25 protein-coding genes and 2 tRNA genes are annotated in these 21,604 nt (G+C 47.2%); 16 read left to right on the forward strand and 11 right to left on the reverse strand.

Annotation, left to right across the window (positions count from 1 at the left end):
* Nucleotides 1-139: 139 nt before the first annotated feature.
* A complete protein-coding gene (locus tag DP_RS00385) occupies nt 140-382 on the forward strand; it encodes a hypothetical protein (protein ID WP_041277428.1) in 243 nt (80 codons plus the stop codon).
* A gap of 17 nt (nt 383-399) precedes the next feature.
* Here DP_RS00385 and DP_RS00390 read toward each other — a convergent pair whose 3' ends face one another.
* Complete coding sequence (locus DP_RS00390) at nt 400-909, reverse strand: nitroreductase family protein (protein WP_011187327.1); 510 nt, start codon at nt 907-909, stop codon at nt 400-402.
* An 86-nt stretch (nt 910-995) separates the two neighbouring features.
* On the opposite strand from DP_RS00390, the gene DP_RS17780 reads away from it, so the two are divergent.
* From DP_RS17780 to DP_RS00460, 15 genes are all read left to right on the forward strand, one after another.
* On the forward strand, nt 996-1,196 hold the full coding sequence (locus DP_RS17780; RefSeq protein ID WP_011187328.1) for a hypothetical protein: 201 nt from the start codon (nt 996-998) through the stop codon (nt 1,194-1,196).
* Nucleotides 1,197-1,232: 36 nt separating this feature from the next.
* On the forward strand, nt 1,233-1,553 hold the full coding sequence (locus DP_RS00400) for a hypothetical protein (protein ID WP_011187329.1): 321 nt from the start codon (nt 1,233-1,235) through the stop codon (nt 1,551-1,553).
* Nucleotides 1,525-1,914, forward strand: a complete 390-nt coding sequence (locus DP_RS00405) for a hypothetical protein (RefSeq protein ID WP_041277430.1) — start codon at nt 1,525-1,527, stop codon at nt 1,912-1,914. Before DP_RS00400 ends, DP_RS00405 begins: the two co-directional genes overlap by 29 nt.
* A gap of 6 nt (nt 1,915-1,920) precedes the next feature.
* The gene (locus DP_RS00410; protein ID WP_041277431.1) at nt 1,921-2,133 is read left to right on the forward strand and encodes a SlyX family protein; all 213 of its coding nucleotides are present in this window, start codon (nt 1,921-1,923) and stop codon (nt 2,131-2,133) included.
* A gap of 44 nt (nt 2,134-2,177) precedes the next feature.
* Nucleotides 2,178-3,014 carry an aminotransferase class IV gene (locus tag DP_RS00415; protein WP_041277432.1) on the forward strand — a complete coding sequence of 279 codons (837 nt, stop codon included), beginning with the start codon at nt 2,178-2,180 and terminating at the stop codon, nt 3,012-3,014.
* Between the two features lies 1 nt (nt 3,015).
* The gene (locus DP_RS00420; RefSeq protein WP_011187331.1) at nt 3,016-3,648 is read left to right on the forward strand and encodes a LysE family translocator; all 633 of its coding nucleotides are present in this window, start codon (nt 3,016-3,018) and stop codon (nt 3,646-3,648) included.
* A gap of 279 nt (nt 3,649-3,927) precedes the next feature.
* Entirely contained in the window at nt 3,928-5,454 is a 1,527-nt protein-coding gene (locus DP_RS00425) for an AMP-binding protein (protein WP_011187332.1), read from the forward strand.
* A 118-nt stretch (nt 5,455-5,572) separates the two neighbouring features.
* On the forward strand, nt 5,573-6,382 hold the full coding sequence (locus DP_RS00430) for an amino acid ABC transporter permease (protein WP_011187333.1): 810 nt from the start codon (nt 5,573-5,575) through the stop codon (nt 6,380-6,382).
* A gap of 15 nt (nt 6,383-6,397) precedes the next feature.
* A complete protein-coding gene (locus DP_RS00435; protein WP_011187334.1) occupies nt 6,398-7,225 on the forward strand; it encodes a transporter substrate-binding domain-containing protein in 828 nt (275 codons plus the stop codon).
* Nucleotides 7,226-7,249: 24 nt separating this feature from the next.
* Nucleotides 7,250-8,149 carry an amino acid ABC transporter permease gene (locus DP_RS00440; RefSeq protein WP_011187335.1) on the forward strand — a complete coding sequence of 300 codons (900 nt, stop codon included), beginning with the start codon at nt 7,250-7,252 and terminating at the stop codon, nt 8,147-8,149.
* A 26-nt stretch (nt 8,150-8,175) separates the two neighbouring features.
* Nucleotides 8,176-9,552 carry an MFS transporter gene (locus DP_RS00445; protein ID WP_011187336.1) on the forward strand — a complete coding sequence of 459 codons (1,377 nt, stop codon included), beginning with the start codon at nt 8,176-8,178 and terminating at the stop codon, nt 9,550-9,552.
* A 48-nt stretch (nt 9,553-9,600) separates the two neighbouring features.
* Complete coding sequence (gene nikR, locus DP_RS00450; RefSeq protein ID WP_011187337.1) at nt 9,601-10,011, forward strand: nickel-responsive transcriptional regulator NikR; 411 nt, start codon at nt 9,601-9,603, stop codon at nt 10,009-10,011.
* 21 nt (nt 10,012-10,032) lie between these two features.
* Nucleotides 10,033-10,185 carry a hypothetical protein gene (locus tag DP_RS17785; RefSeq protein WP_156792164.1) on the forward strand — a complete coding sequence of 51 codons (153 nt, stop codon included), beginning with the start codon at nt 10,033-10,035 and terminating at the stop codon, nt 10,183-10,185.
* On the forward strand, nt 10,151-10,888 hold the full coding sequence (locus DP_RS00455; RefSeq protein WP_162096612.1) for a histidinol-phosphatase: 738 nt from the start codon (nt 10,151-10,153) through the stop codon (nt 10,886-10,888). The genes DP_RS17785 and DP_RS00455 overlap by 35 nt, the downstream gene beginning before the upstream one ends.
* Nucleotides 10,889-11,132: 244 nt before the next feature.
* A complete protein-coding gene (locus tag DP_RS00460) occupies nt 11,133-13,202 on the forward strand; it encodes an AsmA family protein (RefSeq protein ID WP_011187339.1) in 2,070 nt (689 codons plus the stop codon).
* Between the two features lie 78 nt (nt 13,203-13,280).
* Here the strand turns inward: DP_RS00460 and DP_RS00465 are convergent, their stop codons facing one another.
* The 10 genes from DP_RS00465 to DP_RS00510 form a co-directional block, all read right to left on the reverse strand.
* Entirely contained in the window at nt 13,281-13,685 is a 405-nt protein-coding gene (locus DP_RS00465) for a DoxX family protein (RefSeq protein ID WP_041277433.1), read from the reverse strand.
* 103 nt (nt 13,686-13,788) lie between these two features.
* Nucleotides 13,789-14,604, reverse strand: a complete 816-nt coding sequence (locus DP_RS00470) for a ZIP family metal transporter (protein WP_011187341.1) — start codon at nt 14,602-14,604, stop codon at nt 13,789-13,791.
* Nucleotides 14,605-14,804: 200 nt separating this feature from the next.
* A complete protein-coding gene (locus DP_RS00475) occupies nt 14,805-16,127 on the reverse strand; it encodes a Na+/H+ antiporter NhaC family protein (protein ID WP_011187342.1) in 1,323 nt (440 codons plus the stop codon).
* 923 nt (nt 16,128-17,050) lie between these two features.
* A tRNA-Leu gene (locus DP_RS00480) sits at nt 17,051-17,135 on the reverse strand.
* A 239-nt stretch (nt 17,136-17,374) separates the two neighbouring features.
* Nucleotides 17,375-17,459: transfer RNA gene (locus tag DP_RS00485), tRNA-Leu, on the reverse strand.
* Between the two features lie 16 nt (nt 17,460-17,475).
* On the reverse strand, nt 17,476-17,811 hold the full coding sequence (gene secG, locus DP_RS00490; RefSeq protein WP_011187344.1) for a preprotein translocase subunit SecG: 336 nt from the start codon (nt 17,809-17,811) through the stop codon (nt 17,476-17,478).
* A gap of 16 nt (nt 17,812-17,827) precedes the next feature.
* Complete coding sequence (tpiA, locus tag DP_RS00495) at nt 17,828-18,583, reverse strand: triose-phosphate isomerase (protein WP_011187345.1); 756 nt, start codon at nt 18,581-18,583, stop codon at nt 17,828-17,830.
* Nucleotides 18,584-18,677: 94 nt separating this feature from the next.
* Complete coding sequence (locus DP_RS00500; RefSeq protein WP_011187346.1) at nt 18,678-19,856, reverse strand: phosphoglycerate kinase; 1,179 nt, start codon at nt 19,854-19,856, stop codon at nt 18,678-18,680.
* A 29-nt stretch (nt 19,857-19,885) separates the two neighbouring features.
* Nucleotides 19,886-20,326, reverse strand: coding sequence for a ribosomal protein S18-alanine N-acetyltransferase (rimI, locus tag DP_RS00505; RefSeq protein WP_011187347.1), 441 nt, complete (start codon nt 20,324-20,326; stop codon nt 19,886-19,888).
* A 48-nt stretch (nt 20,327-20,374) separates the two neighbouring features.
* Nucleotides 20,375-21,592 (reverse strand): type I glyceraldehyde-3-phosphate dehydrogenase, encoded by a 1,218-nt coding sequence (locus DP_RS00510; RefSeq protein WP_011187348.1) that lies wholly within the window; start codon nt 21,590-21,592, stop codon nt 20,375-20,377.
* Between the last annotated feature and the right edge of the window lie 12 nt (nt 21,593-21,604).

Below are 21,604 nucleotides of genomic sequence, written 5' to 3' on the forward strand. Positions count from 1 at the left end.
GTACACAGAGATTTTTTTGGTAAAGGACAGACACAGAAAGCTGTAGCAGTGAAGCGCTAGCGGAATGGCGAGAACCAGGCTCTTTATCGAGAAAAGCCTACAGATACGCGAAATGGTCAAACAAAACTGAAGGATATTTATGAAAAAAAAGCACACACCGTGGTGGCTGAGTGCCATATTGGCTGTTATCTCTTATCTGGGAATTAAATATTTTCTTCCCCAATTCTTCCCCCCCGTCTGGCATGGTTTTATCCCACAGCTTGCCCCCTTGGCGGCCATTGGCTTCTTACTCTATAGCGCAGCCTTGCTCTATGAGGATGATATAAAGACAACAGAGGAGGAGCATGAAGCATATAAAGCTTTTTGCAACAGAGAGGAATAGAGGCAAATGCAGGCCTTTTACTTCCAACTCTCATAATGGATAAACTCTGGCTTAAAACGATCCTTGAACTCGACAGGGGTCCCAGAATAGCCAATGGGAATAACGGCGAAGGGCCGCGCCTCCGCGGGTATGGCGAAGGCTTCTCTAAAACTAGCCATACGTCCGGGATTTGGATAAACCCTCAGCCAATGGGCAGCAAGGCCTAGCTCTCTAACCGTAAGAAGCATATTTTGGGTTGCCGCACTACAATCCTGCGACCAGTACATCGGCCACCTACCAGTAACCTCTCCACAAACAAGCAGAGCAAGAGGAGCACCGACCACCACTGCTGCATAGGGATGTATTTCCTTTATAGTAGCCAATTTTTTCTTATCCCGCACCACCACAAAACGCCACGACTGCTGATTGCCGGCAGAAGGTGCGGCCATCGCGGCCCGTAATATTTTTTCTATATCGCTATCTGACACCGGCTTATCGAGAAAACTGCGACAACTTCTTCTGACGTGTAGAGCTTCAAACAATTCCATAGCCTTTCCTTCTACTGAATTCCATAGCCTTCCTTTTTACTGTTATAGGCCAAGCCACTTTCCTTGACCAATCCAAAGCAATAAGCATGGATAGATTTGAAAACATGATATCAAAAAGGCGAATAACAAAACAAAACAAAAAAGAAATTTTAGAAGTAAAAAGAAAAGCTCGCATATTTTTTTCTTTACAAGAAGTAGCTTTTTGTGCAGAAACAGCATACACATCTTTCGCCTCACTCTCTTTTGAAAAAGCAAGAAAGATGATCTACATAAGTGGTAGTATGTAGACAAAAGTAGAGATCAACTTTAAACAGGAAAATATAATGAAAACACAAAGAGATACAGACAAGAAGATTATTGCTCTTATCAAAATGGGTGACAAAATCCTCGAAACTGCAGTTGAGGGTCATCAAAAACAATATCTCAATGAAAAAAAATTCCACGACTTCAGGATTTCCGCTCTCTCTTTTTTGAGCGTCACCTTTGGGGTAACAAGTCAATTCTACAAAGAATTCGAAAAAGAGGTGACCCTACCCAACCCCTACCAGAACAGAACGTGCCCTAGGTATCCTCACGGCAGCGCAAAGAGAGCTACAGGGAGATTGGTTGGTCTCCATGAAAACCGAAGTCTACGGGAAATTTGAACGTGGTCTTCTCATAAATGCCAAGAGACAGCTCAGCGAAGGAAAAAAACTCTCTGCCCTGGTTTTGGCCATGAACCTGCTTGAGAGTCATCTACAAAATTTTTCCCTGCAGAACGAAATGTCTATCATGCGGGAAGTTGGTGGTGTAACCCATCCATATACCTCTGTGCAGATCAACAGCAGGGTGTATAAGAAGGGTCTCTATGAAAGAAAAACCAATAAATCTATTTTTACCTGGTTAGAGATTCAGCAAAAGGCAAGCGATGACGGGATTGATAGCATTAGCGAAGAACAGATCAATAAATTAATCGATGGCATCATCCTCTTCACCATCACCTATCCTACAGAGCCTGCGGAGTAAGAAAATATGGTTGCGGAGACAGAGGAAAGAATTCAACGCCTTGAAGAGGATTTCGAGTTTCAAGATACGACAATAGCCACCCTTAACCAGGTTATTATCGATCAACAGCAACAGATCAATACCCTTTTCTTGGAACTTGAAAAGCTCAAACATGCCCTGGTCGCCATGGGTACGGGCACGGAAGACCAAGGCCCTGACCCGCTACCGCCACACTATTAGGGGAAAATGGGGCAGCAAGGCATAACCTTATGAGGAACAAGAAGATGAGCATATACTGCCTAGACGGGAATTTCATTGCTGAAGAGAAGGCCACAATTTCGGTACATGACCTCTCCCTGCTCCGCGGCTATGGCGTTTTTGATTTCCTCCGCAGTTATAATGGTCATCCCTTCCAACTACAGGCCCATATAGATCGCCTTGCCCGATCTGCGCAGCTCGTAGGCCTTAGCCTCCCGGTCTCCTGTGAAGAGATCTTCCGACTCACCATGGAGACCATCGCCCACAATAACCATCAGGAGTATCAGATCCGCCTTGTCATCACCGGCGGAGAGAGCCTTGGTGGATTTCTCCCGGAAAGGGGTGCGGCAAGGCTTATCATTATGGTCAGCCCCCTACACCCGTTACCTGAGCAGTGGTACAGCAATGGGGTTAAGGTGACCACCTGTAGAACCAGCCGTTTTCTTCCCGGGGCAAAGACCACCAACTACATCCCGGCCATCCTGGCCATGCAGGAGGCCACGGCCCGGGGGGCAGTTGAGTCCATCTACCTCGACGCGGGAGGCTTTCTCCAAGAGGGAACAACCTCAAATTTCTTTGCCTTTTTTGGCTCGACCCTTGTTACCCCACCAAGTAGCCGCATACTCCCTGGAATCACCAGGGAAGCGGTACTTGATCTGGCCCAAGGAGAGTTCAATATCGAAATTCGTCCCATCCATCAGGATGAAATCCGCCTTATGGACGAGGCCGTGATCACGGCCTCCAACAAGGAGATATTACCCGTCTGCGCCATAAACTCCGAGCAAATCTCACAGAAAGTCGGCCTGCACAGCAAAAAGCTCATGCAGCTCTTTAAGAGTTTCACTCGTAAATACCAGGGTTAGGATGGAGCTTCACACCTTTATCACCTGCTTTATTGCAGTAAGCCTCCTCACCCTGACACCTGGCGTTGATACAATCCTTGTCATTCGCAACAGCGTTCGGGGTGGCTGGCAAGATGGTATCAGCACAAGCTTTGGTATCTGCTCCGGCCTCTTTATCCATGCCATGATTTCCGCCATGGGTCTTTCCCTGATCCTCCTACAAACGGCCTGGGCATTCTCCCTGATTAAATACGCGGGTGCCGTCTATCTTATATACTTAGGTCTTTGCGGTCTGCGCCAGGCAGGCAAGAGCCAGCCCGACCTCTTTATCGGCACAGCAACAGGAGCAGTCTCCTTTACCTTCTTCCGCTCCTTCGGCGAGGGTTTTCTCTCCAATATCCTCAACCCCAAGGCAGTTCTCTTCTATCTCGCCTTTTTACCCCAGTTTATCAGTCCTGAAAAATCGCCAGTAATCCAATCACTTATTGTAGTTTCAACCCACTTCACAGTGGCAATGATCTATGGATGCGTCCTTGCAGGAATCACCAATAGAGCCCAACGACTCTTTGCCTCCCGGGCCTACAATCGTATTTTCAACGGGCTTACCGGCTCAATACTTATTTTTATTGGCATAAAGCTCGCCTCAGCCAAATAAAAGCAGCCCAGCTAGCTATAAAGTCTATAAATTTTCAGAAAAAACCAGCGCTGCTACCACTGATAAAACATCCTCCAAGAGGAAATCCCTTCCTCCTCGCCCCACCACTACACATCAATTAAGCAAAGGCTCCTCGAGCAACGATCAAGTTCAATGACGGCCCATAAGAGGAGCGTCTCGTTCAGATTGCGGGCTTTGCTGATAAATGGTAATTAATCTTTATAAGATTAATTATTCACATCCAAAGTGATCATTTCATTTCCCGCAAGGAGAGTAAGCGTGCAGCTACACCATAAATTCATTGAAGTGGCTAAAAGATTAGGCAAGAAAGAGGCCATACACGACTTCAGCACCGGGGCAAAACTTGACTATAAAAAAGCACTTATTGCCTCCCTGATCCTCTCTGCAATATTTAAAAAATTCGACAAGGGCTTTGTCGGCCTGATGTTGCCCACCTCGGCAGGCTGCATACTCTCGAACCTCGGCCTTCTGCTCTGTGGACGTATCCCGGTAATGGTCAACTATTCGACGGGGGCAGAACAAAATGCCCGCTTCGCCCAACAAAAATGTGCCTTTTCAACGATCATCACCTCAAAAAAGTTGCTGGAGAAGATAGATTGCCCCCACGTCGAGGGCATGGTCTATATCGAAGATATCATGGCGGGCATAAACGGTCTGCAAAAGGCCAAGGCTGCCTTTATTGCCTCCCTGCCGGCAAACACTATCAAGACCCTGGTACACGGCAGCCATGATGAAGACACAGCCGTCATCCTCTTTACCAGCGGCAGTGAAAAAGAACCCAGGGCCGTCCAGCTTACTCACAAAAATATCAATACAAATATCAACTCCATCAATAAGATATTTCACTTTAACAGCGAGGATATTTTCCTTTCGTCTCTGCCCTTTTTTCATGTTTTTGGCCTCACCACCAGCTTCTGGTTACCCATCTCCAAGGGTCTTACCATGCTGACCTACGCCAACCCCCTTGATTTCAAAAAGATCTGTAGCATCGTCCGGGAGCACAAGGCCACCTTTCTAGTGGGTACCCCCTCCTTTTTCTGGGGTTATCTGCGTAAATCAGAACGAGGTGATTTTGCTTCCCTGCGCATCGCCCTGGCCGGAGCAGATAAATGCCCTGACTCCCTGCGGACAAAATTTTTAGAGAAACACGGTATCACCCTCTATGAGGGATACGGAGCCACGGAGTGTTCTCCCGTTATTGCGGCCAACTGCCCCGAAGCCAACTGCCCCGGTAGCGTCGGCAAGCCCCTTCCTGATTTACAGATACGCATTGAAAACTATGAGACAGGAGAGGAGTGCCCTCCCGAAGAAGATGGCCGAATACTGGTTAAGGGAGAGAGCGTCATGAAGGGCTACTTCAATGACTTTGAACAGACAAGTCTCCATATCAGGAATGGTTGGTACGATACCGGCGATATGGGAAATATTGATAAAAATGGTTTTCTCTGGCATGTCGGCCGACTAAAAAGATTTGTCAAAATTGGCGGCGAGATGATTTCTCTAGTTAAAATTGAAGATGTGCTTGAGAAGTTTCTTACAGAAGACACCCTCTGCTGCATTGTGGAGGTGCCAGACGCCACCAAAGGCGCAAAGATTATTGCCGTGGTCACAGCAGAAATTGATGAGAAAAAAGTGCTCAAACAGATGGCAGAGCATCTACCCAAACTGTCCCTACCCAAGAAATTCCTCTATCAGGAGAGCCTGCCTAAAATGGGCAGTGGCAAGCTGGACTTTAAAGCAATCACAGAGATAGCCAGAACAAGAATGGCCAAAAAGAAACCCTAGGGAAGGAGATTATCTCCTTTACCTTGACCTACTGGTAGATTTTTAGCTTTTAAGCATGTAGAATGTTTAACTGTATACTTTCCCATCCTAGCTAAATGTCACCTAACAGGTCTACTGCATGTTTGCACCCAAAAACATCCCCCACTCAAAACAGGGCCCCGGATCCCTTGTCTTTGATTGCCTATTTTTCCTAGTGCTCCTCGTGATCCTGGGCTGGTTGGCTGACAGGAGTATCGAAAACCTGGGTTACTATTGGCAGTGGTATCAAATACCTGATTTTATAGGTAGCTTCACAGGTGGCAGTTTCAAGGCCGGCCCCTTACTCAAGGGACTGAAAATCACCCTACAGATATCCGGAATCAGCCTGGTCTGTGCCTTCTTTATTGGCCTTACCACCGCCCTACTTCGCCTCTCATCCTCGAGAGTAGGCCATGGACTTGCCGTTTTTTATCTTGAAATAAGTCGTAACACTCCACTACTGATCCAGATATTTTTTATCTACTTTGTTTTTGGCCCCATCCTCGGGCTGGAGAGGTTTAGCTCAGCAATCCTTGCCCTTTCTCTCTTTGAAGGTGCCTACACCTCTGAAATTTTTCGGACGGGAATTCTCTCCATAGACCGGGGACAACACGAGGCCGCTGCCAGCTTTGGTCTGTCAAATATACAGCGATACCGATTTATCATCCTGCCCCAGGCAATAAAAAAGATTCTCCCACCACTGACCAACCAGGCTATTTCCCTGGTTAAAGATTCTGCACTGGTCAGCACCATTGCCATCTATGATCTCACCATGCAGGCCCAGATGTTGGTGGCAGAGACCTATCTTTCCTTTGAGATTTGGTTCACAGTTGCCCTTATATACCTCTGTATCAATATCCTCTTATCAATCGCTGTTTTTCTTATGGACAAAAAGTTCAACTATTCCTAAACAAAGGAGAAAAAAATGAAGGTTCAAAAAATTGCTTTCTTCACCCTAGCCCTGCTCTGTATAATGATGCTAGGCACGGTTCAGGCAAGTCAAATTCAGGGTGACATAACCCGTTCAAGCGTTATCAGTAAAATTCAAAAAAAACGAGTCCTCCGTGTTGGCATGGACGTTTTTCAACCCTGGGCAATGAAAAATAAGAAAGGGGAACTGGTGGGCTTTGAAATTGACGTTGCCCGCAGGCTGGCAAAAGATATGGGCGTTCGAGTTGAATTTGTGCCCACCCCCTGGTCCGGAATCGTGCCAGCCCTCCTCACCGGAAAATTCGATGTTCTTATTGGCGGCATAGGCATTACCAGCAAACGGGCCCTCAAGGTCAACTTCACCATTCCCTATGATTATTCGGGAATGGGAATTGTCGCCCACAGGAAATTGGCCAAGGGCTTCTCCTCCATTGAAGACTTTAACCGTCCCGAGATTGAAATTGCGGTAAAGCTAGGGACAAGCGCAGTTACTGCCACCAAAAAATATATGCCCAGAGCAAAGCTTCGAATGTTTGACACAGAAATCCAAGCCTATCAGGAACTTCGCAATGGCAAGGTCGCGGCCGTAGTGGGTTCTGCACCTCGTCCGGTCTATGAGGCCCTTGATTATCAGGACATCCTCTTTAATCCCATAGCGGACACCTTCAGCCAAGAGCCCATTGCCTTTGCCCTGAGAAAAGGTGACCCCGATGCCCTGGCCTTCTTCAATGCCTGGATCAGGATTGTCGACCATGAGGGCTGGCTTAAGGAACGTCATAACTACTGGTTCAACAGTAAAGAGTGGATAGATCAAGTAGAATAGAGAGCTCGGGAAGCAAAAAAATATATGCAAAAACAAAAAAATTTCAGCCTCCTCGACGGAATGCTCCTTTTGGCCCTGAGCACTGGTCTTGCCTTCCTCCTCTATCGTCTCGTCTGGGGAATGAACTATCACTGGAGATGGCAGGCTGTTCTACCATATATATATTATATTAATCCTCAGACAGGAGAAGGCAGGCCCAGTGTGCTCCTGGAAGGTCTTTTTACCACCATTCGGCTCTCCATCTGGGCGATGATATTTGCCACCCTTATCGGCTTTAGCATGGGCATCATGCGCACCAGCAGCAGATTGTTCTTTCGTCTGGTGGGCACCACCTATATCACCCTTATTCGCAATACTCCCCCCTTGGTACTGATCTTCATCTTTTACTACTTTATCAGCGACCAGCTCTTTGCCCTTCTGCCCCTTGATGACTTTATGCGAAACCTCTCGCCAAGGAGCCAGAGGGCAATATCTCTCTTCTTCTCAAAGCCTGAGACAATTACACCTTTTTTCTCGGGTATCTTGACTCTGGCCCTATTCCAGGGAGCCTATATAGGCGAGATTGTTCGAGCGGGCATAGAGGCCGTTGACCGAGGACAGTGGGAAGCGTCAAGCGCCCTGGGGCTCACTAAATGGACCCAGTTACGCAGCGTCATCCTGCCCCAGGCTGTACGAACAATGCTCCCGACCCTGGCCAATGAGTTTATCAATACTATTAAATGGTCCTCCATCGTCTCCATTATCTCCATCCAGGAACTCACCTTCCAGGGCATGCAGGTAATGGCTTCAAGCCAGGCCACCCTTGAGGTTTGGCTTATTATCACCAGTATGTACCTTATTATCTGCCTCTTTTTATCATATATTGTACATTGTATTGAAAAGCGTATTGCAGACCCAGACCGGATGCAGGGGCTTGCCCTTTAACTCACAAAAGGTAATAGGAACAAGCTATGACCAATCAAGAAGAGAACATTAATGCCCCGTCTCCATTTTCACTTCGAAATGTACGTCTCTTTATTGCCTTTCGAGTATTCTTTAACGCTCGATTCTATTACCCCGTTTTCACTATTCTTTTTCTTGACTACGGCCTCACCATCGAACAATTTGCCCTCCTCAACACAGTTTGGGCCGTAACTATATTTTTCTCCGAGGTGCCATCGGGAGCCCTGGCCGATATTATTGGCCGCAAAAAACTTCTCTTACTCACCTCATGCCTCATGATTGTTGAGCTCTCACTGATCGCCTTTGTTCCCTTGGGAAACTCTAAACTCATATTTGCCGCGTTTCTCCTCAATCGCGTTCTCAGCGGGCTTGCCGAGGCCATGGCCAGTGGTGCAGATGAGGCCCTTACCTACGACACCCTTATGCAAAAAGGCTTGGCCGGCAAATGGCCCAAGGTGCTCAGTGTCCAGATGAGATTTCGCGCAGTTGCCGTTATGATCTCTGTGACCCTTGGTTCAATCGTCTATGATTCTCATGCTATGAACAGAATTCTCCACTTTCTCGGCTCAAGCATAAGCCTGACTCAGGAAACAACCATGCGTTTTCCCATCTACCTTACCCTGATTCTTGGCTTTTTAGCCTTTGCGACGGTATGTATGATGGAAGAGCCACAGGAAACAGCCACCGAGGAACCACTGTGCATCAAACAGGCCTTTTATAAAACAATGCAGGCAGGCAAATGGATAATGGCATGCCCCTTTGCTCTCGCCATCATCATGATCGCCATGTGCTATGACCATAGTCTCCGTATGATCGTCACCATGACCAGTCAATATTTCCGTGTTGTTGGCCTGCCCGACGCAAGTTTTGGTATCATTGGCGCTGCCATGGCGGTGCTTGGCCTGATTACCCCAAGGATTGCAGAGCATATGGTGATCAGCTATAGTGCCAAAAAAAATATTGCTATTACAGGAGCCATAGCCCTTCTTGGCCTCTTTGGTCTGACCAGCTTTTCAATCTTCTATGGTCTCCTGGCAGTTGCCCTTGTCTTTACCGGGCTTACCTTTACCAGCTTCTTTACCAGTCACTACCTCAACAGTATCACCCCCTCGGAAATGCGAGCCACGGTGCTGAGCTTTAAGGGAATGATGTTTAATTTATCCTATGCACTTATTGGTATTTTTTTCGCAGCGCTAATGAAAGCGCAAGAAAGCAAAATCATCAGTAATCAACCGCACCTCGGTAAGCAAATGGTAGAAAATCTCGCCTTCAGAGACTCTATAGGCTACTTTGCCCCCTACCTCTTGATCTTAATGCTCATCGGCTTTATCTTTTTCCGCCAAGGTTTAGGCAATAAGCCTAAGATATATAAAAATAATTTTTAGATCTGTTCTTGAAAATATCACCAAATACACCCATAAAAGGGATCTCATATGCTCAAACGATTTTCTATTTCTCTCGATGATAATTTACTCGAAATTTTTGACCAACACATTGCTGAAAAAGCATACAATAATCGTTCTGAAGCCATCCGCGATCTTATCCGTAAAAACTTTGTCTTAAAGGAGTGGGAGGAGGATCGTGATGTAATGGGAGTAATCAGCCTTATCTACGATCACCATCAATCCCAATTACAAAAAAAAGTTACGGATCTTCAGCACGATTTCCATCACCATATCGTCTCTACCACCCATGTACATATGGATCACGATAATTGCCTTGAAGTCATTATCGTCAAGGGAAGAGCGGGTGATGTTATAGAACTTGCCGACGGACTTGCTGCCTTAAAGGGAGTTCGGGATAGCAACCTGGCAATGAACAGTACAGGAAAATCACTACATTAAGAGAGGACAAAGGTAGAAGAGATGACAAAAGCACAACCAATATCAGTACACGGTGGCCATAGCGGCCAATTTTGTAGTCACGCAGTGGATAGTCTTGAGGATATCGTCTTAAGATACATAGAGCTTGGTTTTCCCTGGGTTGGCATTACCCGAGCACGCCCCTTCAATAAGTGAAGAGCTTCTCTATCCTGATCAAAAAAAACTTGGTCTCACCCCTGAATTTTTATTCAATAGATTTGTTCTCTACATCGAAGAGTGCCGGAGACTTCAGGCCAAATACAGGGACAAAATCAAAATTTCCGTTGCCATGGAGATTGAAACCTACAGTGGTTACGACACCTTTGTCCCCTCTCTTATGGAGCAATTTTCCCCGGAATATCTGGTCGGTTCTGTCCACTTTGTCGATGACATGGGCATTGATTATTCCGCAGAACAGTATAATGCTACTGCTGAAAAAATTGGTGGTATTGACAAAATGTACTGCCACTACTTTGATATTCAATTTGAAATGATGGAGAGACTCCGCCCCTCCGTGGTGGGACATTTTGACCTGGTACGCATTTTTGATAACGACTACCAAAACAGACTGCAAAAACCTGAAATTATGTCCAAAATCGAACGTAATCTCGAATTTATAAAGAAACACGACCTGATCATGGACTTCAACCTGCGGGCATTGACCAAGGGCGCACAAGAGCCCTATATCAGCAAGGCCATCCTTGAACGAGCACGTGAACTGGAGATTGCCGTTGTCCCTGGCGATGATTCCCACGGCGTAAGCCAAGTAGCTAACCACATGAGCAGAGCCATTGAGATCCTCAGTCACCACGGTTTCTCCACCAACTGGCAGAAACCACGTGGAGCTCAAACCGCCTAAGCTTTCATGGAGGGGCGAAATGACAGCTCATTCGCCCTGCCCTTACCCACCCCTACTCAACTCTTATCTCGCCATGGACCTCACAGACCACGCCCTGCACTCGAATACCCCTAATCCCAAAAAAAGATAACCTCTAGCCAAGAATTCATGGGCAGATTAAATTTTGCTAGAATAAAAATAACTCTCTAAGCTACAATAAGAGTACATGCACACCCCTCAGCAATTTTCATAAAAGGAAATAATAATGAAAAAGCTTCTCTACTTAATTTTTGCCGCTCTTCTGCTGATTATAATCGGCTTTGGCGCCCTCTTTTTTCTGATAGATCCCAACCAACTGAAGCCGACAATTGCCGATCAGGTAAAAAAGGCCACCGGCAGGGAACTGGTCATCAGCGGGGATATGAGCTGGAAAATATTCCCCCGCATAGGCTTCTCCCTGGGAGAAACTACTCTGCAAAGCCCTCCCGGCTTTGCAGAGAATTTCGTTCAATTCAGCAATGCAGAACTGGACCTTGCCCTGATGCCACTCCTCTCTCACCGTCTTGAAATAGGCAACATAAACCTCAAAAATGCCCATATCTTCATTCAAACTCTGGCCGATGGCAGATCAAATATGGATGGGATGATAACCGGTAAAAAAGAGGCAGAAGAGAAACAAAGCACCTCCGCAGAGACAGCGGAGAAAGCCCCATGGGACATTATCCTCCAGGGTATATCGCTGACCAATGCCAGTGCAACCATTCGTAATGACAAAACGGGAGACCTTAAGACAATGAGCAAGCTGAATTTTAGTCTTGATCATTTTAGTCCCGGCGAATGGAGCAAGATAAGTTTTTCCCTATCGGCCACGAGCAATGAAATCACCGTAAGCTCTTCAGGGCAGACGGGAATTTTCATAGCGGCGGATCTGGGGGAAGTGAAGCTCAAGAAGCTTCATCTGGAAACTAGTGCCACCACCCCGGAAATACAGATAGAATCCGTCAGGATAGACCTTGATCAATTTACCGTGGGCCAGGATGGCAATCTAACATTTTCCATCAAGGGGAAAAAGAGAGATCTAGACTTTGCCTCTAAAGGAAGCACAAAGATCAAGAGCGACAGGGCCTTTAACCAGCTACAGGTAACAGGCCTACAGGTAGAGACGAACCTTAAAGGAGATGCCCTGCCCAAAAAGAAACTCAATCTCATCCTCAAGGCCGATTCCAACTATAATGTCGAACAAAGCCTCCTCACCATCCCCTCCCTTGAAGCAGACATTGAGCAGATGATCATCAAGGGCAAGGCCTCCTTTAAAGATGGTCGGGTACGACAGATCCGATTCAATATGAGTAGTGAGAGTATCGATATTGATCAGCTACTCGGCATGAATAAGGCCAAACCTGCGGCAAAGCCCAGCCAAACGGGCCCGGAAGTAAAAGCGACCATATCCGATCAGGAACCGGACCTCAGCGCCCTTAAACAGCTTGATCTCATCGGCACTCTTGCCGTAGATAAATTTAAGGCAAGGGGAGTCCATGTCACCGACGTCCTGATCAATCTCAAGATCCAAAAGGGTATTGCCGAAATTTCCTCCCTTGCAGCAAACCTTTATAAGGGTAGCATCAAGGCAAGGGTCAAGATCAACAGCAACAACAGACCTGCCACCTACCTTGCCAAAAAAGAGATAGTGGGGGTAGATGCACGGCCACTGCTCATGGACCTTGCCGACATAAAAATGCTGGAAGGAAAGGCCAAGGTCTCCATAGACGTGGCTGGACGTGGCCTGAGCCAAAAGAAAATCAGAAGTAATATCAAGGGAACAGTAGACCTGCAATTTGCTGACGGTGCCATCCACGGAGTCAACATTCCCAAGATGCTCCGTGAGGCAGCTGCTATCCTCAAGGGAGAAGTCATAACCGAAAAAGAACAGGGCGAGCTAAAAACCGATTTTAGCTCAATGGGCATGACCCTCACCCTGGCAAAGGGAGTGGCAAAAACCAACAACCTCAAACTCATATCACCACTATTCATAGTTAAGGGGGCAGGAGAGACGAACCTGGTGAAAGAAGACCTTAACTTCCTCCTCAAAACAGCCCTGGCCAAAGAGCTACAGGGGCAGGAGGCAGAAGAGCTCCGCTCTCTCCGTGGCCTGGAAATCCCCATCAAGATAACGGGGACTTGGCAGATGCCTAAATTCAGCCTCAGCCTTGAAGAAATAGCCAAAGAAAAGGCCAAGCAGGAGATCAAGCGCGGCCTTGAAGAAATATTTGGTAAGGAAAAAGAGGGCGAGCCCGTAAGCCCTGAGAGGAAAATTTTGCAGAACCTTTTCAACTAACAGCTAAAAATCTGTGCCAACAGCAATCAGGCCCAGCTTATGAAGCTGGGCCTGACCCTGCTTTACCTCTCGCCAGCCCTAATCTCCCCTGAGGGCAAGCTTGCCACTGCCCAAAAAAACAATGGCTAAGGCACCGAAGAGATAAAAGGCCTGAAGTTCAAGATACCATCCTCCATGGGGCGTGAAGGCTAAAAAATCATCCATATGGACGAGACCCACGGCAACGGCCATTTGCACGGTAACAATGAAGGCACCGAGACGGGCCCGGTATCCTAAAATAATCATTATCGGGGCAATAACTTCGCCTAGATACACACCATAGGCAAGGACTGCGGGCAGATCAACTGCAACCAAACTCCTACCTATAAAATCCAGACTATCTGGATTCAGCACCTTACTAAGACCATGAACCAACAACAAGCCACCAAGATTCAAACGCAACAACAGCTTGCCACAGGCATCACAGTAAACTTGTTTAACCATATCAGCTCCTCTTAGTTGAAATGGAATTATCATCAATACCAATACGCTTGCAAAAAGCAGTGCCTCCCCTCAACTATCTCAGCTGCGACAGACAAAAAATATTTTAACCAAGGGCAACATCAAGAATCATCATCACCGAAAATCCGGTCATGGTTGCCATGGTAACAATATCAATGTGTTCATACTTTCTCTGGGACTCCGGAATCAATTCCTCCACCACCACAAAGATCATGGCACCGGCCGCAAAACAGAGGGCATAGGGGAGAACAGGTTGCATCTTCAAGACAAAGAGGGCCCCCAAAACACCGGCAATCGGTTCGACTATACCCGAGGCCTGGCCAAAGAAAAAACTTTTGCCCTTGGACATACCCTCTCTTCTCAGAGGCATGGAAACAGCTGTCCCTTCAGGAAAGTTTTGAATGCCAATACCAATGGCCAGGGCTATGGCCGCGCCGAGGGTCGCCGAAGGCAGGCCAGCCGCCGCAGCACCAAAAGCCACCCCTACGGCCAATCCCTCTGGAATATTATGCAGGGTAATGGCCAGAACAAGCAGGGTACTTCTCTGCCAGGAGGTTTTTATACCTTCACTCTTATTCATGCCCAAACTGGGATGAAGATGAGGCAATAACCTATCCGTTATGCGCATAAATATCCCCCCTCCCATAAAGCCTATGACTGCAGTCAACCATGGGGTTTGCCCTAAATGTTCAGCCATCTCAATGCCAGGGGCAAGCAATGACCAAAAACTTGCAGCAATCATTACCCCGGCAGCAAATCCAAGCATACAGTCCAGCAATTTTTGGTTCACCCTCTTGGTAAAAAAGACCAGAGCCGCCCCGGCAGCCGTCACCGCCCAGGTAAACAGAGTCGCAATAAATGCCTGGCCGACAGGGCTGAATTGCTGAAAAAAATCAACCATCAGATACCTCCTAGGAAATGAAAGTCCCTAAAGTAAATAACATGAGCGGGAAATAAACGTCCGGTGAGAGAGATCTTTTAAAAAAATCTTTTCCCATAGACTAATCAGTTAAAGAATTTTAACACAGAGAGGGGAGATAAAAAAAGCGGTATTCTCAACCAATGAATTTGGTTGAGAATACCGCTCAAGAGAAGCTTTCTTTAATTCTTTCGAGGAATGAGCAAGGAAATCGTTACACAGATAAAGAGCATCATGCAGTAGTAAACATTGCTGACCACGGTGAGGGGAGAAATTTTAAAAATCGATGCCGCCAACAGAATTTGCGCCCCCCAAGGAATAAATCCCTGGCAGATACAGGCAAAGATATCCAAGGTCCCCGCCGCCCGCTTTGGTTCAACCCCATTTTCCTTGGCAATATTTTTCGCCACACTACCTGTAACCAGAATAGAAACGGTATTATTGGCTGTACAGAGATTTGTCAGAAAGGCCAATACCCCGATTCCCGCCTCGGCTATAGCCGTACCGCCCTTACCTGAGGCTACACGCTTAATCCCCGCCGAAACCATTTTTTCCAGGGCAAGAAGACCACCCTGGGCCTTCATTAACTCGCCCAATCCACCAATAAAGATAGAGAGAATAAATATCTCCTGCATTCCGGTAAAACCATTATAGATCTCTTTTACATAGATCAAGAGGGTAAAGTCTGGACTCATCCAAAAACCTGCAGCGCCTGCCAAGATTATTCCAGAGAGCAAGACGGCAAATACATTGACCCCGGAAACAGCCATAACCAGAATAGCAAGATAGGGCAGGGCAAGAAAGAGAGAGTTATCCCCAGCCACCTGAGGAGTAGCAGTACCCTGAGACTGAAAGAGAAGAATAATAATAGTAATAATCGCCGCAGGCAGGGCCACAGCCACATTGACCCGAAACTTATCCTTCATTTCACAGCCCTGGGTTCTGGTGGCGGCAATGGTGGTATCAGAAATAATAGAGAGGTTATCACCAAACATGGCACCACTCATCACAGCACCTGCTGTCAAAGGCAGAGAAAGCCCGGCTTCCCCAGCAATACCGAGGGCAATAGGGGCCAGGGCAGCAATGGTTCCCATGGAGGTACCCATGGCTGTGGAAATAAGAGCACCCACAACAAAAAGTCCCGGCAGCAAGAAGGATGCAGGAATTACTGAAATTGCCAAGCCGACAACGGCATCAACCCCACCCGTTGCCTTGGCAACAGAGCTAAAGCCACCGGCGAGGAGGTAGATCATGCACATAGCCATAATATCACTATGCCCTGCCCCCTGCAGGAATCTCTCCACCGATGCGCCCAATTTTTCCCGAGAGAGAAAAAGTGAGAGAATGATAGCAGGAAGGGCAGCAACAGGTGCAGCTACCTGATAAAAGGCAAAGCTTGTACCCTGACTTTGAAAGTAGATACCACTACCAACAAAGATGGTGAGAAAAAGCCCCAAGGGGAGAAGAGCCCGAAAATGGGGCTGAGAAGAAATATTTTTGTCCACTACGCTACCTCAACATTTTATATAATATGTAGATTCTCCTTTAACAAAACCGACAAGAAGAAATCCTCTATAACAGCTCTTTTCGCATAAGTAAAATATCTTCTTATATCTTTATAACACGCTTTTCGCTAGCAAAAAGACAAGAAAAGGCACACAAAGTCATATCGCCCCCAAAGCGATCTCGCCGAAGAGAACAGTATAAGTAAAAGAGGGAACAATCCTCCCTTAGCAAAGGGCAAGGGACAAGAAGAGATACAAATACCTGTGCTATTGATATTCGCTTCTCTATCGCAAGCAGCCTCCCAGGGAACAAAGAGAGGAGAAGATATCTTGCCAATAGCCAGCGCTAACGAAAAGAGCAGGCTCCCATTTTCAAGTAAGAAAAAAGAGGTCTCCCTGCACCTCCTCTGGCAAAGGGACATTTTGGCAAAAGAATCTGCTAGGCAGGATGAGGATTTACTGCCAGGCTGAGGAGGCTTTACTGTCAGCTGGTGATAGTTGCAGAGCCAGGGGCGCTCCACAGTCCTCTCAAATAGGCTAAAACGGTCCTAGTCAAACGAAGACCGCAAAAAGATACCAATGGTCGCATATCCAGACGAAGGGACCATGAGAGGACATAGGCGGGCAGAAAGAAGATTATTGCCCCCAGAGAGAATGGCATCTAGTAACAGGCACAGGGATGAGCAGGGCCACCCACCATCACTTGACAGAGGCAGAACAAGAGTAGGGGGCGCCTCACCCCATACAAACGGGCGCAAACGGCACAGGAGAAACGGAGAGCAAAAAAGCGACATGGAGTCACGTGGGCAGAAAAGAAGGCTGTGAGAAGGAATGGGCGGGGAGGCAAACGGAGGGCAAAAAAAAAGCTCCAAATCATTTCTGATTTGGAGCTTTCCAGGATCTTGGTGAAGATCCTTTAAATTTGGTGCCGAAGGTCGGGGTCGAACCGACATGGGTTGCCCCACACGACCCTCAATCGTGCGCGTCTACCAATTCCACCACTTCGGCACACAAAATTGTGTGTTCTTTTTGCTGTGAGCTGAACTCATTTTTTACTGCTCACCGTTGCTACGAGGACCTTTATACACAATCAGAAAAGAGCTGTCAACAAAATAAATACTCTTTTATTTCATTTAATCTTCTTTTATAACAAGAGATTAGCAAAGGCATGATTCAAGGTAAAAAAAAAGCTCCAAATCATTTCTGATTTGGAGCTTTCCAGAATCTTGGTGAAGATCCTTTAAATTTGGTGCCGAAGGTCGGGGTCGAACCGACATGGGTTGCCCCACACGACCCTCAATCGTGCGCGTCTACCAATTCCACCACTTCGGCACACAAAATTGTGTGTTTATTCTTTTACAGCAGGTACATCTGATACAGCTGGAGTTGCAACCTTGCTCTCTTGCACCGCCGGCGTAGTAATAACGTTCTCCATCACAGAGCCTGAACCAGACTGAGATGATATAAACGCTAAAGCCATAGATGTCAACATAAAAATAATAGCAATAGCAGTCGTAAGCTTATTAAGCAGTGGCACAGGCCCTTCGGACCCAAAAAGGGATTGACTAGAACCACCACCGCCAAAAGCCGCACCCGCATCAGCACCCTTACCGTGTTGAAGTAAAACAACTCCAATCAGGAAGAGACAAACAACAACATGTGCAATTGTTAGGAGAGTATCCATGTCGTATTACAAACCCTTATTCAAAATTAATTATGCGAGCAAAAGATATACTATCTAAAGCCGCGCCACCTACTAAGGCTCCATCGATATCCTGTTGGGACATCAACTCGTCTACATTGGTTGCTTTAACCGAGCCACCATACAATATACGCAGTCCTTCCGCAATATCTTTTTCATATATTTCTGAAATTAATTGCCGCAGGGCAGCGTGTGTTTCCTGAACCTGCTCCTTGCTTGCCGTGACTCCGGTGCCAATTGCCCAGACAGGTTCATAGGCAAGAACAACCTGTTTCATCTGGGAAGCAGGAACATCTGCAAGTCCCTTACGCACCTGTCTCTCAAGCACGGCCTGGGTATTGCCCGCCTCACGCTCCTCAAGGGTCTCGCCAATACATAAAATGCCCATCAAACCAAAGGCCAGAGCACCCTTTAAGCGTTTGTTAATCACCTCATCACTTTCAAAAAATACCTGGCGACGTTCAGAGTGGCCAACAATTGCACAGCTTGCCCCCGCATCTTGGAGCATAGTGGGAGAAATCTCTCCGGTAAAGGCACCCTTTTCTTCCCAGCAGACATTGTGCGACGAGAGGATAATCTTACTACCCGCAAGGATATGGGAGACTTCGCTTATTATTGTGCAGGGCGGTGCAAGAAGCACCTCTCTATCCGTATAATCCTTACAGGATGCAACAATTTCCGCTGCCAGACGACAACCTTCAAGCACCGTCATATGCATCTTCCAGTTCCCTGCAATCAAAGCCTTTCTCTTCATCTCTTCACCCTGTTATAGTTATTCTATATGGAGCTGGGAGGTTTAACCTATCCCGCACCTCAAAATAGATTAAACCTTAACCTATTGATACCAGTTATGCTTCCAAGGCATCCACCCCAGGTAGGGTTTTCCCCTCCATCAACTGCAAGAAGGCCCCTCCACCGGTGGACATATAGGAGATATTATCTGCCTCGCCTGATTTCTTCACTGCGGCATTAGAATCCCCACCACCAGTGATCGAAAGCGCCTGCGAAGCGGCAACATCACGACAGAGACTCATGGTCCCTCCGGCAAAGGCATCCATCTCAAAAGCGCCCATGGGCCCATTCCAGACGATGGTACCGGCACCCTGCAGGGCCTCTCGAAAGAGAATACTACTTGCCGGGCCGACATCGAGGGCCATCCAACCCTCCGGAACACTATCGGCGGGCACAGTCTTGTGCACCGCATCGGCGGCAAAACGATCTGCAACCACAAAATCAACGGGAAGATAGACCTTCATCCCCCGCTCCCCTGCTGCCTGCAGAAAATTCCTGGCGGTGACAAGCAGGTCATCCTCCACCTTTGAGGCACCAACATCGACGCCCTGACTCATTAAGAAGGTATTGGCCATGGCACCGCCAATAATCATCTTATCGACCTTACCAAGCATATTTTCCAGGGCACCTATCTTAGAGGAGACCTTGGCTCCACCCACCAGGGCCACCAGGGGACGAATGGGGTCATTCATCGATTTATGAAAATAATCTATCTCTGTCTGCAGGAGAAAGCCGGCACATTTTTCAGCTACCCGCTCGGCAACTCCAACCACGGAGGCATGGGCTCGATGAGATACGGCAAAGGCATCATTTACATAGACATCGGCAAGTCCTGCAAGCTTACCGGCAAAGACGGCATCATTTTCCGTTTCTTCGCCGTAAAAACGAAGGTTTTGCAAAAGAAGCACCTCGCCTACGCCAAGGGCTGCCACCTGCGCCTCCACCTCAGCACCAATACAATCCGGAGCAATGCCGACATCTCTGCCTAGCAGACCTGCAAGATGACGGGCTATGGGAGCAAGACTATACTCCTCAACTCGCTTGCCCTTGGGCCTACCCATATGAGAACAGATAATTAAGCGGCCACCCTGTTCAAGCACATAGCGTAGGGTGGGAAGAACCATACGAATACGAATATCGTCGGTTATTCGTTGCTTATCATCCATCGGCACATTAAAATCCACCCGTACCAAGACTCGCTTACCGGCGAGTTCCAATTCACGTAACGACTTCATACGTTTCTCCTTCTATATTGAGAAAAACACTAATTATTAACAACTGTTTTTTTTAAAACCAAGGCATCATCGGCAGGATTCTGATAGTAATTCTTTCGCGTTCCCACCTGCTTAAAACCATTTTTAGCATAGAGACGACAGGCGGGAGTATTATGAGAACGTACCTCTAAAAAAATCTCACAGACATTCTGAGCCTCAAGGTGTGCCAGGGCCTCCTTCAACAACAGCTGCCCCAACCCTTGCCCTCTATGGCTTTTATCAATAGCAATTTTAAGCAGTTCTGCTTCAAAATCAAGCAAGGTCAGAGCGCACCAGCCAACAATCAGATTACCATCCAGCAAAACATATTGAAAACCACGAGGACAATTATATTCTTCGAGCAGGGATGAGGGCGACCAGGGCGAGGGGGATTGTGATTCAATCCTGACAACAGAATCAAGATCTGCAGGAAGCATGGCACGAAACAACATTTTTTTACCTCTAAAGGGCCCTACAGGGGATGCAGAGCCCTTTAAAAATTAGATCATCTTAGCTGCTACCTGCTTAGTAAGATCTCCCAGCATATTGGTATAACTAGCCAACTCATTATCATACCAACCGTAAACCACTGCCTGGGTCACGGGAACATCGAGGAGCGGACTCGCACCATCGACCAGAGAAGCACCTGCGACATTATTCAGGTTCACCTGAATATTGGCGGTACGGGTATGGGTTTCGCTAGCTTCAATGACAGCTGCTGCCACCGGATATCCCATGATATCAGAAGAGACGTTCTGTTCCTCTGAATAACGCAGAAAGTTATTGATCTCGGAATACTCTTTATAGATACCGTTAATCAGATTACGCTTTATCCGCTCTTCCTTATCATCCTGGAGATTAAGGACAAGGATAATCAGTGAACCAGCCGCAGTAGGGACACGGACGGACTCTGCCATAAAACCAATGGAGGCCATCTCGGGAATAACAAGGGCAAGGGCCTTGGCTGCACCGGTTGTGGTCAGAATTATATTATTTAAAATCGATCGGTTTTTACGTAGATCCTGAGCACCGGCACCAGGCAAACGGTCAAGCACCTGCTGGCTGCCCGTTGCGGCATGAACCGTAACCATAGAAGCACTCAGCACCCGGTCAGCACCCAAAGAGTCAAGCAAAGGCTTGATCATATAGGAAAGACAGGTCGTGGTACAGGATGCCGCTGAAATGAGGGAGTGCTGCTGAGGATCATAACTCTCATCGTTAATGCCCGAAACAACCGTTACCGCATCTTCCGGCATAACAAGTCCCTTCGACTTGATCTTAAACGGTGCTGAAAGAACAACCTTTTCAGCGCCGGATTGCATATGACCGCGCAGAGCGCCACGAGCAGAATCAGCATCGGCTGTTGGATCGGTAAAGGCACCCGTACTATCCACAACAAGCTTAACACCATGCTCTTGCCAGCCAATTTCCCGTGGATTTCTCGCATTGCGCAATATTTTAACAGGGACACCATTTATCACCATGGTGCCTGCTGCTTCATTCAGTTCCTCAATTACTCGCCCACCATGACATCCATGCAGATAAGCTGCGAGATTGCCAAAGGTTGAATCACGTTCAATAGAAGAAGCAAGATCGTGGAGGCCACCTCCAACTTCGCGACCAATATTCACCACTACTTCGGAAAAATTTTCATGGGCCACGTGATGCCATAGAGAAAGTTTCCCTATCCTTCCAAGTCCATTGATACCTAATTTCATAGCAGCGTTTCT

It is taken from the genome of Desulfotalea psychrophila LSv54, assembly GCF_000025945.1.
Classification (GTDB): domain Bacteria; phylum Desulfobacterota; class Desulfobulbia; order Desulfobulbales; family Desulfocapsaceae; genus Desulfotalea; species Desulfotalea psychrophila.